This is a genomic window from Allobosea sp., assembly GCF_030694325.1.
Classification (GTDB): Bacteria; Pseudomonadota; Alphaproteobacteria; order Rhizobiales; family Beijerinckiaceae; genus Allobosea.
On the sequence record NZ_JAUXYO010000161.1, the window covers coordinates 1 to 14349 of the forward strand.

A 14349-nucleotide genomic window follows, 5' to 3' on the forward strand; every position below is an offset into this window, starting at 1 on the left:
CGCCGGCGGGCTCGTCGAGCTTGATCCCGAGCTGGAGCCGCGTCGTCTCGGGCACGAAGGCGATGTTGACGTCGAACTGGCCGCCGGCATCGAGGCGGCGCGCCGCGAGCTTGAGGTCGAGCCCCTCGCTCGGCGGGCCCAGCGTCGCCGACCCGGTGGCGCCGAGCCGGGCCGCCACGCCGATCACCGGCTCGCCCAGCACGAGTTCGTTGAGCTGGAAGGCGCGGACGATGACCTTGAGCGGCAGTTCCGGCAGGATCGGCTGATCGGGCGGAGGCGCGGCGCCCGCCGGCTGAGGCGCCTGGCGGCGCAACAGTTCGAGCCGGCCGATCTCGAGCCGGTCGACGTCGAGGCGGCGCAGCAGCAGCGCGCTGCGCGTCCAGATCAGGCGGACGCGGTCGAGCCGCAGCCAGGGACCGTCCCGGTCCGAGAGCACGATGTCGCGGATCTCGACATCCGAGGAGAGCGCGCCGTTGACCGCGCCGATCGAGACCTGGCTGGTGTCGCTGGAGAGCGCCTTCGAAATCAGGTCGGCGACGACGCCGCGATCGGTCTGAGCGTTCTGGGCGAAACCGCCGAAGGGCGCGAAAGCGGAGAGGCCGGCGAGCAGCAGCAAGGCCGGCAGGGCCAGGCGGAGCGTCAGCGGCCGCAGCGATGTGAAAATGCGGCGCATCAGAAGGACTGCCCGATGCTGACATAAAGCGCGACGGGCTTGTCGCCCTTGCGCGGATTGAGCGGCGCGGCGACGTCGACGCGGATCGGCCCGATGGCTGTATAGTAGCGCAGGCCCAGCCCTGCGGCCATCTGCAGGCGCTGCTTGAAGTCGGGCACGCTGCCCTCGAAGGCGGTGCCGGCATCGAAGAAGGGCACCACGCCGATCGTGTCGGTGACCTTGATGCGCGCCTCCAGCGAGGCCTCGAACAGGCTGCGGCCGCCGGTCAGGCGATTGAGCGGCCCGAGCGGCGAGAGGGTGCGATAGGCATAGCCGCGCACCGAGCCGCCGCCGCCGGCATAGAAGCGCCGCGTCGCCGGGATCTCATCGAGATCGGCGCCGGAAATCGAGCCCAACCCGACGCGCCCGGCGAGGACATAGCGGGCATCCTCGTCGAGCGCATAAAAGGCGGCGAGCGAGGCCTTGCTCTGGACGATCCCCACGGTCGAGCCGAGGAAGGTCGGATAGGGCGCGACGGAGGCAGTGGCGCGGATGCCGCGCGTGGCGTCGAGCAGGCTGTCGGTCGAATCGTATTTCACCGAAAGCGGAATGCCGACCAGAGTGTAATCGACCTGGCCGAGCACGTCCGAGGTCTGGCCGCGCTCGACCTCGATGCCGGCCTGAACCGAGAAGGTGTCGCTGAAGCGGCGCTGGATCGCGGTGGTGACGTTGCCGTAGCGGGCGGTGTAGCCGCCGAAGCGGTTGGTGCCGATGCGCTGGCGCGTCGCGACGCCATCGAGCAGCCAGTCAAAGCGGCTGCCGCCGAGTGCCGGCTTGAGGAAGCTGAAGGAGAAGCGGCCGCCGAGATCGGAGCGCTCGAAATCCTCGAACTTGGTGATTTTGGTGCCGTCGATGCGGGGCGCGAGGAAGACGTCGGCCTCCAGGCGCAAGCGCTCGGCGCCGCCGAACAGGTTGCGGTGTTCCCAATAGGTCTTCACCGCCGGGCCGTCGATGGTGGAATAGCGCGCCGAGAAGCCGAGCAGGCGCTTGGGGCGCTCGGTCACCTCGACGAAGATCGGCAGGTTGCCGGCGCCGTCCAGGCTCTCGGCCTCGCGGATCCGCACCGAGCCGACGGCGGGCACCGTCGCGACCGATTTGCGGGTGTCGGTGAGCGCCTTGGGCGAATAGGGATCACCCGGTTCGAGATAGATGAAGGAGCGGATGACGGCAGGCGGGATGTCCCCGGTTTCCGTCACCGAGACCGTGCCGAAGCCGGCGATCGGACCGGGCTCGACCACATAGGTGATGTCCATCACGCGCGCGGCATGGTCGACGACCGGGCGCAGCTCGACGACCTTGGCGAGCGGCCGCGACTGGGCGCGCAGATGATCGACCAGCGCTGCCCGCGCCGCCCGCAGCGAGGCGGAGGTCGCGGGGTCGCCCGGCTTGAGCCGGCTGACCTTGAGCGGATCGGAAATGGCGGGCGCGCCTGACGCGCCACGCTCGGCGACATCGACTTGGCGCAGCGCGAAGACGGGGCCCGGCCTGATCGTCGCGGTGATCGGCACAGGCTCGCGGTTGCGATGCGATTCGAGCGCGCGGATCAGCCTCGCATCGGGCTCGGCGCCGACGCGCAGCGCGACGCCGTCGACCACGAGCGCGACCTCGGCGTTGAAATAGCCCTGCGACCAGAGCGCATCGACCAGGGGATTGAGATCGGCGGCCATGCGCCGCGCCAGCGTCTCGCCATCAGGCGGCGCGTCCTGGCGCAGGCGGTAGAGGAGCGAGGCATCCTGCAGCGTGCGTGTCAGCGCCTTCGCGTCATCGGCCTCGCCGAGGTCGAAATCGAGCCGGTAGGGCAGCGTCGCAGCCGAGGCCGCGGGCGGCTCTTCCTTCTTGGTGAACAGCCCGAACAGATCCAGCGACGACAGGTCGAAAGCCTGCACCGGCGCGGGCCGCAGACCGGCCATCAGGGCGAGCGCACAGCTTCCGCTCAGCGCAACCGCGCTGCCCGCTCTCCTCCAGGACCGCATCCGACCTCCAAGCAACCCCCCGCACGACGCAACAGAAACACCCTACCGATGTTCCGCGCTCAACCATAGGCAAAGATGGCTAGCACGGGCAAATGCGGCGGATTTGATCGTCTTGGCTAACGAAGCGTTAGCGAAATGCCGCCCAGCGGGGCGAGCTTCGTGACGATCTCGCCCTTGCCCGGCGACAGCACGCCGCCGCAAAGGCTGCCGGTGGTGACGATCTGGCCGGCGCGCAGACCGCCCATCAGCTCGTCCTTGCGGTTGGCCCAGGCGAGGAAGGGCGCCACCGGATCGCCGTTGGAATGCACCGCCGGCCGGTCATAGATCGTGACGCCGTTGAGAGCGATGAAGCAGTTCAGCTCCGCGACCTCGTCGAGCACCTTCATGTCGAGTTCCTGGCCGAGATAATAGCCGCCATGGCCGAGCGCGTCGGCCAGCCAGAGCGCAAAGGGCACGCCCTGCCAGTTGGCCAGCCGGCTCTCGACGATCTCGATGCCGAGATAGGCCTTGTCGCAATGCTCCAGCAGTTCGGCCCGCGAATAGGGCTCACTCAGCCGCATCGGAACGTCTCTGGCCAGCCGCAGCGCGATCTCGATCTCGACGCGCAGTTCGGCTCCGATCGCGCCGTCATAGACGTCACCGGGGGCGAGCCAGGGGCCGGGCATCAGGCCGGCGACGGGCGTGCCGTCCTCGGCGATGGCGACCTTCCAGCCGGCTTGCGCATGGCCGAGCGCCCTGGCGATGTCGGCCTGCACGCCCAGCCCTTCGAGGAAGGAGGCGGGAACCGGCTGCTCGGTCATCTCGATCAGGGCCTTGTCGCGGCGGGCGGCGACCAGCGCATCGCGCAGGGTCTCGTTCGTGGTGGGCATCGGCGTCTCGTCCCTGTCCTATCGTCCCGGCTGGCCGGTGTTCGGGGCGCACCCTGCACGAGCGACGCGCGCGAGGCCACCCCTGCGGCCATGGGGAACCGCTGCGGCGCAGGCGGGTTGACCTCATATCCACAGACCCCGGAAAGGCAGTGCGCCGCGATGAAACGGCTTCTCCCGATCGTGACCGCGACCCTGATCTCGTCGATCAGTGCCGGCGCCCAGACCGCATTGCCGCCGCAGGATTTCGTCCACAAGGCCGCGGTCTCGACGATGTTCGCGGTCGAATCGGCGACGCTCGCTTTGCACAAGACGAGCTCGCCCGAGATCAAGAGCTTCGCCCACCGGCTCGCCAATGATCGCGGCACCACCGGCAGCAGCCTCAGGCAGATCATCGCCAAGCGCTCCGACATCGCGCTGCCGGAGCGCCCCGATGGGCGCCAGCTCGATCTGCTGCGCGACCTCGCGGCACTCCAGGGGCCGGAATTCGACCGCGCCTATGTCGCGGCGCAGCGGCAGGCGCAGGAGGAGAGCCTCGCGGTCATCGCGGCCTATGCGGAGACGGGTTCGGATCCCGAGCTGAAGGCTTTCGCCGAGAAGACGCTGCCGGTCCTGCAGAAGCTCGACGCCGAGGCCAGGGCTCTGCCCAAGCCGCAATAGCCGTCTCCGGCCGCCTTCCCCTGCCCCGTTGGCTTGACAGCCGGGCGGCGCTCCCCTCCGCTCGGTGTCAAAAGACGCTCAGGGGACGAAGAAGGCCATGCTCACCTTGCGGCAGATCGAGGTGATCCGCGCCATCATGATCACCGGCACGATCAGCGGCGCGGCCAAGCTGCTCGCGGTGTCGGCGCCGGGCATCAGCCGGCTGATGAAGCACACCGAAAAGACGCTGCGGCTGAAGCTGTTCGAGCGCCGGCACGGGCGCTATGTGCCGACGCCGGAGGCCAACGACATCTTCGAGCAGATCAACGGCGTCTACAAAAAGGTCGACGACCTCCATTACACGCTGGCGCGGATCGAGCGCGGCGGCGGCATCGAATTGCGCATCGGCTCGGTGCCGAGCATCTGCCATGTGATGGTGCCGCGCGCGATCGAGAAGCTGAAGCGCAAGCACCCCGATCTCCGGCTCGACATCAACATCCTCAAGATCGAGGAGGCGCTCGATTACCTCCTGCTCGGGCGCGGCGAAATCGCGGCGATGAGCTACAAGCTCGACCATCCCGGCATCGACTTCGTGCCGCTGTCGATGGGCGAGCTGCTCTGCATCGTGCCCGAGGGCCATGAGCTGGCGACGCAGACCGTCATCTCGGCGTCGGACATCGTGCGCCACCCGCTGATCGGCATCGACCCCAACGACCCCTATGGCCGGATCATGGCCGAGATCTTCAGCCGCCAGGGCCTCGCCTACGACATCGTCATCAAGGCGCGCTTCGGCACGACCGTCTGCTCGCTGGTGCGGGCGGGGCTCGGCATCGCCGTGATCGACCAGTTCACCGTGGCGCATGGCTCGATGCAGGGCATCGCCACCATCCCGATCGCGGAGCCGACGCAGTTCCAGACCTATGTCGCGATCAAGAACGACAAGGCGCCGTCCGTCTATGCCGAGACCTTCGTGACGCTGCTGCGGCAGGAGATGGATGCGGTGGTGAGGCGGCGTGCCCCAGAGGTCCGCGGCCGGCTGGCAGGATAACATCAGGTTAGGTTATGCGATCAAATTGGTCATCGCGTTAGCGAGGACGATCGGCTTATCTGATGGCGGCAACGCCTGCTAAGACGATGGGCGAGCCACACAGGGACGAGACGATGCCGGACATTGCCATCGCCAACCGGACGAAGCGCGTGCTGCTGGGCCTGATCGGCACGCCGATCGCCCACTCCGCCGCGCCCGCGATGCATGAGGCCGCCGCACGCGCGGCCGGTTTCGAGCTGCATTACCATCTGATCGAGGTCGCCGGCGCAGGCCAAGCCGATCTCACGGCGATGCTCGACGGCGTGCGGCGCATGGGATTTTCGGGCGTCAACGTCACCTACCCTTACAAGGAAGCGGTGGTCCCGCTGCTCGACGCGCTCTCTCCCGAAGCGCGCGCGATGGGGGCCGTCAACACGGTCGTGGCACGCGACGGCGTGCTGACCGGCCACAACACCGACGCGACCGGCTTCGCCACCGCCTATCGTGCGCTCGGCCGTGCCGATGGCGACGCTCCGGTCGCGATCATCGGCACAGGCGGGGTGGGCAAGGCGATCGGCTTCGCGCTGGCGGGCGGCGGCGTCACCCATCTGCGGCTCTACGACAGCGACCGCGCCAAGGCGCAGGCTTTAGCCGAGCAAATCGGCGAGCGCGCGCGAGTCGAGATCTGCAGCAGCGTCGAAGCCGCTGTGTCGGGGGCGGCCGGGCTCGTCAACGGCACGCCGGTCGGCATGCTGCCGAACCGCGACAGCCCCATCCCGGCCGATCTCATCCGAAAGTCGCAGTGGGTCGCGGACGCGGTCTATCATCCGCTCTGGACACCGCTGCTCAAAGCCGCGCAGAAGGCGGGCGCCATGGTGATGACGGGGCGCGAGCTCAGCATCAATCAGGCCGTCGACGCCTTCGCACTGTTCACCGGGGTTCAGGCCCCGGAGGGCGCGATCGCCGACGCCTTCGACCGATCGCTCGCCGCGCAGGAGGCCAAGCACCGCGCAGCCTGAGATCACGCCACGTCAAACACGGCCCGAGGGCCGCCCAAGAAGATCAAGAAGACCAAACCAAAGCTGGAGGAGACAACAATGAAGACCCCATGGATCATTGCCGCGGCCGTGACGGCCGGGCTGGCTGCGCCCGCGCTGGCGCAGGAGAAGGTGAAGCTCGTCAACGTCGTCGAATTGTCGGGCGCAGGCGCCACCGCCGGCACCAACTGGAAGAACGGCATCGACCTCGCCGTCGCCGACATCAACGCCAAGGGTGGCATTCTCGGCCGGCAGATCGAGATCGTGCATTACGACACGCAGACCAACCCCGGAAACACCCGCGCCGCTGTGCAGCGCGCCATCGACGAAGGCACCTATGCGGTGCTCGGCCCGGTCTTCTCCGGCCCGATCGGCGCCTCCATGCAGATCGCCCAGCGCGCCGAGATCGCGCAGATCGTCGGTGGCGAGGCGGCCGGCCTGACCAAGCAGGGCAACCAGTATCTGTTCCGCACCTCGCTCAGCCAGGCGGCTGCGATGCCGAAGATCGCCAAGTACCTCAAGGACACCGTGAAGGCCGGCTCGGTCGCCGTCGTCTGGGTCAACAACGACTTCGGCAAGGGCGGGCGCGACGCGATCATCCCCGAGCTCGAGAAGGTCGGCATCAAGGTCGCGGCCGACGTATCGACCGAGCAGGGCCAGGCCGATTTCGCCGCCGACGCGATCAAGATCCGTAACGCCAATGCCGACGCGGTCTTCGTCTATCTGAACGAGGAGGAGAGCGCCCGCTTCCTGCGTGCCGCCAAGCAGCAGGGCATCACCAAGCCGATGGTCGGCGAGACGACGCTGCTCGGCGCCAAGGTGATCGAGCTCGCCGGCGACGCCGCCAACGGCGTGCGCGGCCATGTCGGCCTGTCGATCGACGCGCCGATCCCGGCCTTCCAGGAGTTCGGCAAGAAGTTCCAGGCGAAGTACAACCAGCCTTCCGACCATAACGGGCTGAAGGGCTACATGGCCGTCCACATGATCAAATGGGCGACCGAAAAGCAGAAGAAATTCGACAAGAAGGGCGTCGCCGACACGCTGCGCGGCGCGACGATCAAGCCCTCCGACGAGCCCGGCATCCTGATCGAGACCACGATCGAGGCCAATGGCGACCTCGACCGCGAGAGCTTCCTCGCCGAGGTCCAGAACGGCAAGCAGGTGATCACGGCGACGCTGCCGAAGATCAAGCCGTAAGTCGCGGGACCACGACCGAGACCCCTCCCCCTCGTGGGGAGGGGAAGGGTCGAGCCAAGCAAGGTGATTTTGCTCGGAAAGACGGCGTCATCCTGGACAAGCCGCGAAGCGGCGCAGCTCCGGGATCCATCATAGGGCTCCGACGATGCCCTATGATGGATCCCGGGACGACCTTCGGTCGCCCAGGATGACGGCGGAGGGGTGAGCGACATCATCGCGCTTCAAACAGCCTAATCGAGCGAGGCACACCCATGGCCGAATTCATCGCCTATCTCATCGCCGGCATCGCCACGGGCGCGATCTATGCGCTGGCTGCGATCGGCTTCACGCTGGTCTGGCAGACCTCGCAGACGATCAACTTCGCCCAGGGCGAGTTCGTCATGCTTCCGGCGGTGCTGGTGCTGCTCGCGATCAAGCTGTTTGGCGCGCCGGTCTGGCTGGGCGCGCTGATCGGCATCGCCGCCTTCATCCTGATCTTCGGCGTCGGCTTCAAGCTCACCGTCGTCGATCCGATGATCAAGCACGGCGTGCTGCCGCTCGCCATCGCCACCATGGCGCTGTCGATCATCATGAAGGAGGGCGCCAAGGACGGCTTCTCGGCCGAGGCGCAGAATTTCCCCTCCTTCGTGCCGACGCAGACGATCGAGGTCTTCGGCGCCGCGATCTCGCTGCAGCATCTGGCGATCATCGCCTGCGCCTTCGCCGTCATCGGGCTGCTGCAATGGTTCGTCGGCGGCACGCGGCTCGGCCGGCAGATGCAGGCGACCGCGCAGAACCCCACCGTGGCGCGCATCCTCGGCATTCCGGTCGAGCGGATGGTGCTGCTGACCTTCGTGATCAACGCGGCTCTCGCCGTCGTCGCCTCGGTGCTGATCTCGCCGATCTATCTGGCGAAGTTCTCGAATGGCGAGGTCATCGGCCTGTTCGCCTTCATTGCCGCCATCGTCGGCGGCTTCAACCAGGTCCGCGGCGCGCTGGTCGGCGGGCTGATCGTCGGCATCGTCGACTCGATGGCGGCGGCCTATGTCTCGAGCTCCTACCGCCTGGCCGTGCCGCTCGTCCTGCTCGTCGTGATCATCCTGCTCAAGCCGGAAGGCCTGATGGGTCGCAAAGAGGAGCGCCGCGTATGACCGTGCAAGCGACCCGACCCGCCGCGGGCAGCGGCCTCGCCTCCTCCCCTCGCCTCGCGCGACTGCCGCTTGGCGGCACGATCGACGGCACCTTCCTGACGCTGCTGGCGGGCGCCGTGATCCTCTGGTTCGCGCCGGTCGGCATGGGCCGCTACGGCACCTATGTGCTCTCGCTCTGGCTGGTGATGAGCATTGCCGTGATGGGGCTGAACCTGACGCTGGGCTATGCCGGGCTGAAATCGCTGGCGCAGGCCGCCTTCATGGGGCTGGGCGCCTACACCACCGCGATCCTGACGACGAAGTACGGCGTCTCCTGGTATGCCGCCTTCGGGCTCTCGGGGCTGCTGACCTTCGCTGTCGGCATCGTGCTGGGCTTCCCGGCGCTGCGGGTGAAGGCGCATTACCTCGCCTTCGTGACGCTCGCCTTCTCGACGCTGGTCTGGCTGGCCTTACGCAACGAGCAATGGCTGACCGGCGGCGTCTTCGGCATCTCCAACATCAACCGGCCGGATTTCTTCGGCATCAAGCTGTTCGGCGCGCTGGAATTCCACCGCTTCGTCGTCGTGGTGACGCTCATCCTGGCGGTCGCGCTCTGGTGGCTGATCCGCTCACCCTGGGGCCGCGCTTTCACGGCGCTGCGCGAGAACCCGATCCGCGCCGCGAGCCTGGGGATCGACACCCGCGCCTATACGCTGCTCGCCTTCGCCATCGGCTCTGCCTATGCGGGTTTCGCCGGCGCGCTCTATGCGCCGCTGGTCGAGTTCATCGACCCCTCGCCCTTCTCGCTGTCGCAGAGCTTCTTCCTGCTGCTGATGGTGGTGGCGGGCGGCTCGGGCTATCTGCTCGGGCCCTTTGTGGGGGCGCTGCTGGGCGTCGTGCTGCCGGAATGGCTGCGTTTCGCCGGCTCGCTCTACCTGATCATCTTCGCGGCCATCGTCATGCTGCTGCTGATCGCCTGCCCGCAGGGGGTGAGCGGGCTGATGGAGCGGGCCTGGGCAAAACTCACCGGCAAGCGGGGAGACGGCCGATGAACACGGTTCTCGAAGTCGACAATCTCCACAAGGCGTTCGGCGGTATCAAGGCGGTGAACGGCGTCTCCTTCTCGGTGCAGGAGGGCGAGATCCTCGGCATCATCGGCCCCAATGGCTGCGGCAAGTCGACCCTGTTCAACTGCATCCTCGGCCAGCTCGAGCCGACGGAAGGGCGCGTGAAACTGGATGGCCGCGAGGTCACCCATATGCGCCCTTCCGCGCTGAACCGGCTCGGCGTCAGCCGCACCTTCCAGCTTTTGCAGGTCTTTCCCGAGCTGACCGTGCGCGAGAACCTGATCCTCGCCGGACAGGAGCATGAGGGCACGATGCTGTCGCGCCTCTTCGGCGCGCGCGATGCCGGGCTCACCGAGAAGGCCGAGCAGATGATCGGCTTCTTCAAGCTCGGCCATCTGGCCGACGCCAAGGCGGGCGGGCTCAGCTACGGCCAGCAGAAGCTGCTCGACGCGGCGATGGCCTTCATGGCCGGCCCCCGCCTCGTGCTGCTCGACGAGCCGGCCGGTGGCGTCAACCTGACCATGCTGGGCGATCTCAAGGAGCGGCTGCGGGCGATCAACGCCGAGCAGGGTGCGACCTTCGTCGTGATCGAGCACAACATGGATTTCGTGATGAGCCTGTGCTCGCGCGTCATCGTGCTGGCGGAAGGGCGGGTGCTGGCGGAAGGCACGCCGGTCGAGGTCCGCGCCAACCCGGCCGTGATCGACGCGTATCTGGGGCATTAGCGATGAAGGCCGCGACGACCGCAACTCCCCTCCCCCGGGTGGGGTGGGGGTGGGGGTGGGGGGCGCCCCGCCTGGTGAGCGGTCTTTGGATCGAACGCGCCGGCGGAGGATCTTTGCTACCTGGTGATTTACCCAGTCGATCGCCCCCCACCCCTATCCCCTCCCCACCAGGGGGAGGGGAAGCGCTTTGCCGATCTTGCTCAGTGCAGTTCGAAAGGAGGCCCGCGCCATGACCACCCCCATCCTCGAACTCGACGGCGTGGTCGGCGGCTATGGCGCCATGACCATCCTGAACGGCACGACGTTCAAGGTGCGCCGCGCCGCCATCACCACCGTGATCGGCCCGAATGGCGCCGGGAAATCGACCGTGTTCAAGGCGATCTTCGGCCTGCTCAAGCTGCGCGAGGGCGCGATCCGGCTGGAGGGCACCGACATCACCAACTGGAGCCAGCGCAAGCTGCTCGAGGCCGGCATCTGCTATGTCCCGCAGGGGCGCAACATCTTCCCCGAGCTGTCGGTGCGCCACAATCTCGAACTCGGCGCGGTCGCGGCGGGCGCGCACATCACCGACATGCCCAAGCGGATCGAGGCGGCGCTCGACCGTTTTCCGGCGCTGCGCGCCAAGGCCGATGTCCAGGCCTCGACGCTGTCGGGCGGACAGCAGAAGCAGCTCGAGATCGTCCGCGGGCTCCTGCTCGACCCCAAGCTCGTGCTGATCGACGAGCCCTCGATCGGGCTCTCGCCGATGCTGGTGCAGGAGACCTTCGCGATCCTGATGGAGCTGCGGGCCAAGGGTGTCACCATCCTGATGATCGAGCAGAACGCCCGCTCGGCGCTGGAGATCTCGGACGAAGGCCTCGTGCTCGAACTCGGCCAGACCCGGATGCAGGGCCCGGCCGCCGAGATCCTCGCCGATCCGCGCGTGGCGCAGTTGTTTTTGGGTGGCGCACTGACGGAGGCGGCGTGATGGGCGGTGCGACCACCCTTCCCTTCTCCCCTTGCGGGAGAAGGTGGCAGCGCGAAGCGCTGACGGATGAGGGGTCGGGCCAACCTTTCCGTTCTCATCGGCAAGCGCAGTGCGACCCCTCACCCCAGCCCTCTCCCGCAAGGGGAGAGGGGGCACGTCGCCGCTCTGCAAAAGGCATCCAAACATGACCACCCGCCTCAACATCGCCCTCGTCGGCGCCGGCCTGATCGGGCGGGCGCATCTGGAGCGGCTGGATGCCTCCAGCGACTGCGACTGCGCCGCGATCTGCGATCCGACCGATGCGGCGAAGGCGCTGGCCGCCGAGCGCGGCACGCCCTGGTTCGGCTCGATCACGGAGATGCTGGCGGCGATGACGCCGGACGGCGCGATCATCGCGACGCCGAACGCGCTGCATGTGCCCGGCGCGATCGAATGCCTCGAAGCCGGCGTGCCGGTGCTGATCGAGAAGCCGCTGGCGGAGAGCGTGGCTGCGGCGCAGCGGCTGGTCGCGGTGCAGAAGCGGACCGGCGTGCCGGTTCTCGGCGGCCATCACCGGCGCCATAACCCGATCGTCAAGGCGGCGCGCAAGCTGGTGCGCGAGGGCGGCATCGGCCGGCTGGTCGCCGTGACCTCGCTCTTCCTGATCCGCAAGCCCGACGACTATTTCGACGTCGCCTGGCGGCGCGAGCCCGGCGGAGGGCCGGTGCTGATCAACCTGATCCACGACATCGACAACCTCCGCTTCATCTGCGGCGAGATCGAGAGCGTGCAGGCGATGACCTCGAACGCGACGCGCGGCTTTGCGGTGGAGGACACCGCCGCCCTTGTCTTCCGCTTCGAAAACGGGGCGCTCGGCACGGCGACCGTCTCCGACGTGACGCCGACGCCCTGGAGCTGGGAATTGTCCTCCGGCGAGAACAAGGCCTACCCGCAGCGCGACGGACTCTGCTACCTGATCGCGGGCAGCGAGGGCTCGCTCTCCGTGCCGGCGCTCGACCGCTGGCATTATGAGGGCCGCCAGGGCTGGTGGGAGCCGTTGCTGCGCGACAGCCTGCCGCTGACGCCGCTGGAGCCGCTGGCCGAGCAGATCCGGCATTTTGGCGCCGTCATCCGCGGCACGGAGACGCCGATCACCGATGCGGCCGATGCGGCCCGGACGCTCGCGGTGATCGAAGCGGTCGCCGAGGCGGCGCGGCGGGGCGAGCCCGTCACCATCGACCGGACGGAAGGCTGACAGCGATGACGAACCCCGCGCCGAACCCGACCTCGATCGCCACCGTCTCGCTCAGCGGCGACCTCGCGGAAAAGCTCCAGGCGATCGCGGCGGCCGGGTTCGACGCGGTCGAGGTGTTCGAGAACGATTTCCTCACCTTCGACGGGGGACCGCGCGAGGTCGGCCGCATGGTCGCCGATCTCGGCATGAGGATCTGCGCCTTCCAGCCCTTCCGCGATTTCGAGGGCATGCCGGAGCCGCTGCGGGCGCGGGGCTTTGCCCGGGCCGAGCGCAAATTCGCGATCATGAACGAGCTCGGCACCGAGCTGATGCTGATCTGCTCGAACGTGTCGCCGCAGGCGCTCGGCGGGATCGACCGCGCGGCGGCGGATTTCCACGAACTCGGCGAGCTCGCCGCGCGCTTCGGCGTGCGCGTCGGCTACGAGGCGCTGGCCTGGGGCCGGCACGTCAACGACTACCGCGACGCCTGGGAGATCGTGCGCCGGGCGGAGCATCAGCGGATCGGGCTGATCCTCGATTCCTTCCACACGTTGGCACGTCCGTCGCCGCTCTCGCCCATCGCCTCGATACCCGGTGACCGCATCTTCCTGGTCCAGCTGGCGGATGCGCCCAAGCTCGACATGGACGTCCTGAGCTGGAGCCGGCATTTCCGCTGCTTCCCCGGCCAGGGCGATCTGGCGGTGGCCGAGTTCATGCGGGCGGTGGCCCAGACCGGATATAAGGGACCGCTCTCGCACGAGATCTTCAACGACCAGTTCCGGGCCGGTTCGGCGCGCCGCCTTGCGACCGACGGCATGCGCTCGCTGATCGCGCTCGCCGACCAGGCGCAGCCGCATCTGCCGGCGCGTGCCAAGGTGCTCGATGTCGAGTTCATCGAGTTCGCGCTCGACGAGGAGACCGCGGCCGAACTCGCCAAGCTCTTGGCGGCGCTCGGCTTCCGCCATTCCGGACAACATGTCAGCAAGGCGGTCTCCCGCTGGAGCCAGGGCGGCATCAACCTGCTGCTCAACACCGAGACGGACGGCTTCGCCCAGTCGCACGCGATCATGCACGGGCCGGGCGCCTGTGCGATTGCCTTGCGCGTCGACGATGTCGAGCAGGCGATGACCCGCGCGCTGGGGCTGAAGATCCAGAGCTTCGAGCAGGCGGTCGGGCCGGGCGAGCTGCATATTCCCGCGATCCGCGGCGTCGGCGGATCGCTGATCTACTTCACCCAGCCCAGCGGCGAACTCGGCCAGATCTGGGAGCGGGATTTCGAGGCGGTTCCGCGCGTGGCCGACGTGCCCTCCCCCGACCGGCTGGCGCGGGTCGACCACATCTCGCAGTCGATGGACTATGAGGAGATGTTGTCCTGGCTCTTGTTCTACTCCTCGCTCTTCGCGCTGGAGCGGATTCCGCAACTCGCCATCGCCGACCCGGCGGGGCTGGTGGAGAGCCGGCCCCTGGTCTCGCCGGAGGGCGGGGTGCGCTTCGTGCTCAACGGCTCGCAGGCGACTCGCACCCTCTCCTCTCGCTTCGTCTCGGAGCATTTCGGCTCGGGCGTGCAGCATATCGCCTTCAGCGCGCCCGACATCTTCGCCGCGGTCCAGGCGATGCGCGAGGCGGGGCTCTCCTTCCTCGCCATCCCCGAAAACTACTACGAGGACCTCGAAGCGCGGCACGGGCTCGATCCCGGCTTCATCGACACGCTTCGCGACCACCACATCCTCTATGACCGCGATGGCGAAGCCGAGTTCCTGCAGGTCTACACCCATGTCTTCGCGCAGCGCTTCTTCTTCGAGATCGTCGAGCGGCGC

The 14349-nt window shown here is 67.9% G+C and carries 12 protein-coding genes and 1 pseudogene; 10 read left to right on the forward strand and 3 right to left on the reverse strand.

Features of this window, described 5'->3' with window-relative positions:
- From Q8M82_RS10120 to Q8M82_RS10130, 3 genes and pseudogenes are all read right to left on the reverse strand, one after another.
- Positions 1–673 (reverse strand): annotated as a pseudogene (locus Q8M82_RS10120) (translocation/assembly module TamB domain-containing protein); the annotation flags it as partial.
- On the reverse strand, positions 673–2622 hold the full coding sequence (locus Q8M82_RS10125) for an autotransporter assembly complex protein TamA (RefSeq protein ID WP_305691240.1): 1950 nt from the start codon (positions 2620–2622) through the stop codon (positions 673–675). The gene Q8M82_RS10125 and the pseudogene Q8M82_RS10120, both read right to left, overlap by 1 nt.
- Positions 2623–2801: 179 nt before the next feature.
- Positions 2802–3554, reverse strand: a complete 753-nt coding sequence (locus Q8M82_RS10130) for a hypothetical protein (RefSeq protein WP_305691241.1) — start codon at positions 3552–3554, stop codon at positions 2802–2804.
- A gap of 159 nt (positions 3555–3713) precedes the next feature.
- Between Q8M82_RS10130 and Q8M82_RS10135 the strand changes: the two genes are divergently transcribed.
- The 10 genes from Q8M82_RS10135 to Q8M82_RS10180 form a co-directional block, all read left to right on the forward strand.
- Positions 3714–4211 carry a DUF4142 domain-containing protein gene (locus Q8M82_RS10135; protein ID WP_305691242.1) on the forward strand — a complete coding sequence of 166 codons (498 nt, stop codon included), beginning with the start codon at positions 3714–3716 and terminating at the stop codon, positions 4209–4211.
- A gap of 97 nt (positions 4212–4308) precedes the next feature.
- Positions 4309–5238: a LysR family transcriptional regulator gene (locus tag Q8M82_RS10140; RefSeq protein WP_305691243.1), complete on the forward strand. Its 930-nt coding sequence runs from the start codon at positions 4309–4311 to the stop codon at positions 5236–5238.
- Between the two features lie 113 nt (positions 5239–5351).
- Positions 5352–6236, forward strand: coding sequence for a shikimate dehydrogenase (locus Q8M82_RS10145; protein WP_305691244.1), 885 nt, complete (start codon positions 5352–5354; stop codon positions 6234–6236).
- A gap of 78 nt (positions 6237–6314) precedes the next feature.
- Positions 6315–7451: an ABC transporter substrate-binding protein gene (locus Q8M82_RS10150; protein ID WP_305691245.1), complete on the forward strand. Its 1137-nt coding sequence runs from the start codon at positions 6315–6317 to the stop codon at positions 7449–7451.
- 251 nt (positions 7452–7702) lie between these two features.
- The gene (locus tag Q8M82_RS10155; protein WP_305691246.1) at positions 7703–8581 is read left to right on the forward strand and encodes a branched-chain amino acid ABC transporter permease; all 879 of its coding nucleotides are present in this window, start codon (positions 7703–7705) and stop codon (positions 8579–8581) included.
- Positions 8578–9612, forward strand: a complete 1035-nt coding sequence (locus Q8M82_RS10160) for a branched-chain amino acid ABC transporter permease (RefSeq protein WP_305691247.1) — start codon at positions 8578–8580, stop codon at positions 9610–9612. Before Q8M82_RS10155 ends, Q8M82_RS10160 begins: the two co-directional genes overlap by 4 nt.
- Positions 9609–10352, forward strand: a complete 744-nt coding sequence (locus Q8M82_RS10165) for an ABC transporter ATP-binding protein (protein WP_305691248.1) — start codon at positions 9609–9611, stop codon at positions 10350–10352. Before Q8M82_RS10160 ends, Q8M82_RS10165 begins: the two co-directional genes overlap by 4 nt.
- 229 nt (positions 10353–10581) lie before the next feature.
- Positions 10582–11319, forward strand: coding sequence for an ABC transporter ATP-binding protein (locus Q8M82_RS10170; protein ID WP_305691249.1), 738 nt, complete (start codon positions 10582–10584; stop codon positions 11317–11319).
- A gap of 184 nt (positions 11320–11503) precedes the next feature.
- Complete coding sequence (locus Q8M82_RS10175) at positions 11504–12553, forward strand: Gfo/Idh/MocA family protein (RefSeq protein ID WP_305691250.1); 1050 nt, start codon at positions 11504–11506, stop codon at positions 12551–12553.
- Between the two features lie 5 nt (positions 12554–12558).
- On the forward strand, positions 12559–14349 hold a 1791-nt coding region (locus Q8M82_RS10180), incomplete at its 3' end, for a bifunctional sugar phosphate isomerase/epimerase/4-hydroxyphenylpyruvate dioxygenase family protein (protein WP_305691251.1).

Bases quoted from the DNA above. Each gene is read 5' to 3' on its own strand.
- Q8M82_RS10125 (WP_305691240.1), bottom strand. From the start codon at position 2,622: ATGGCCGGTCTGCGGCCCGCGCCGGTGCAGGCTTTCGACCTGTCGTCG.
- Q8M82_RS10130 (WP_305691241.1), bottom strand. From the start codon at position 3,554: ATGCCCACCACGAACGAGACCCTGCGCGATGCGCTGGTCGCCGCCCGC.
- Q8M82_RS10135 (WP_305691242.1), top strand. From the start codon at position 3,714: ATGAAACGGCTTCTCCCGATCGTGACCGCGACCCTGATCTCGTCGATC.
- Q8M82_RS10140 (WP_305691243.1), top strand. From the start codon at position 4,309: ATGCTCACCTTGCGGCAGATCGAGGTGATCCGCGCCATCATGATCACC.
- Q8M82_RS10145 (WP_305691244.1), top strand. From the start codon at position 5,352: ATGCCGGACATTGCCATCGCCAACCGGACGAAGCGCGTGCTGCTGGGC.
- Q8M82_RS10150 (WP_305691245.1), top strand. From the start codon at position 6,315: ATGAAGACCCCATGGATCATTGCCGCGGCCGTGACGGCCGGGCTGGCT.
- Q8M82_RS10155 (WP_305691246.1), top strand. From the start codon at position 7,703: ATGGCCGAATTCATCGCCTATCTCATCGCCGGCATCGCCACGGGCGCG.
- Q8M82_RS10160 (WP_305691247.1), top strand. From the start codon at position 8,578: ATGACCGTGCAAGCGACCCGACCCGCCGCGGGCAGCGGCCTCGCCTCC.
- Q8M82_RS10165 (WP_305691248.1), top strand. From the start codon at position 9,609: ATGAACACGGTTCTCGAAGTCGACAATCTCCACAAGGCGTTCGGCGGT.
- Q8M82_RS10170 (WP_305691249.1), top strand. From the start codon at position 10,582: ATGACCACCCCCATCCTCGAACTCGACGGCGTGGTCGGCGGCTATGGC.
- Q8M82_RS10175 (WP_305691250.1), top strand. From the start codon at position 11,504: ATGACCACCCGCCTCAACATCGCCCTCGTCGGCGCCGGCCTGATCGGG.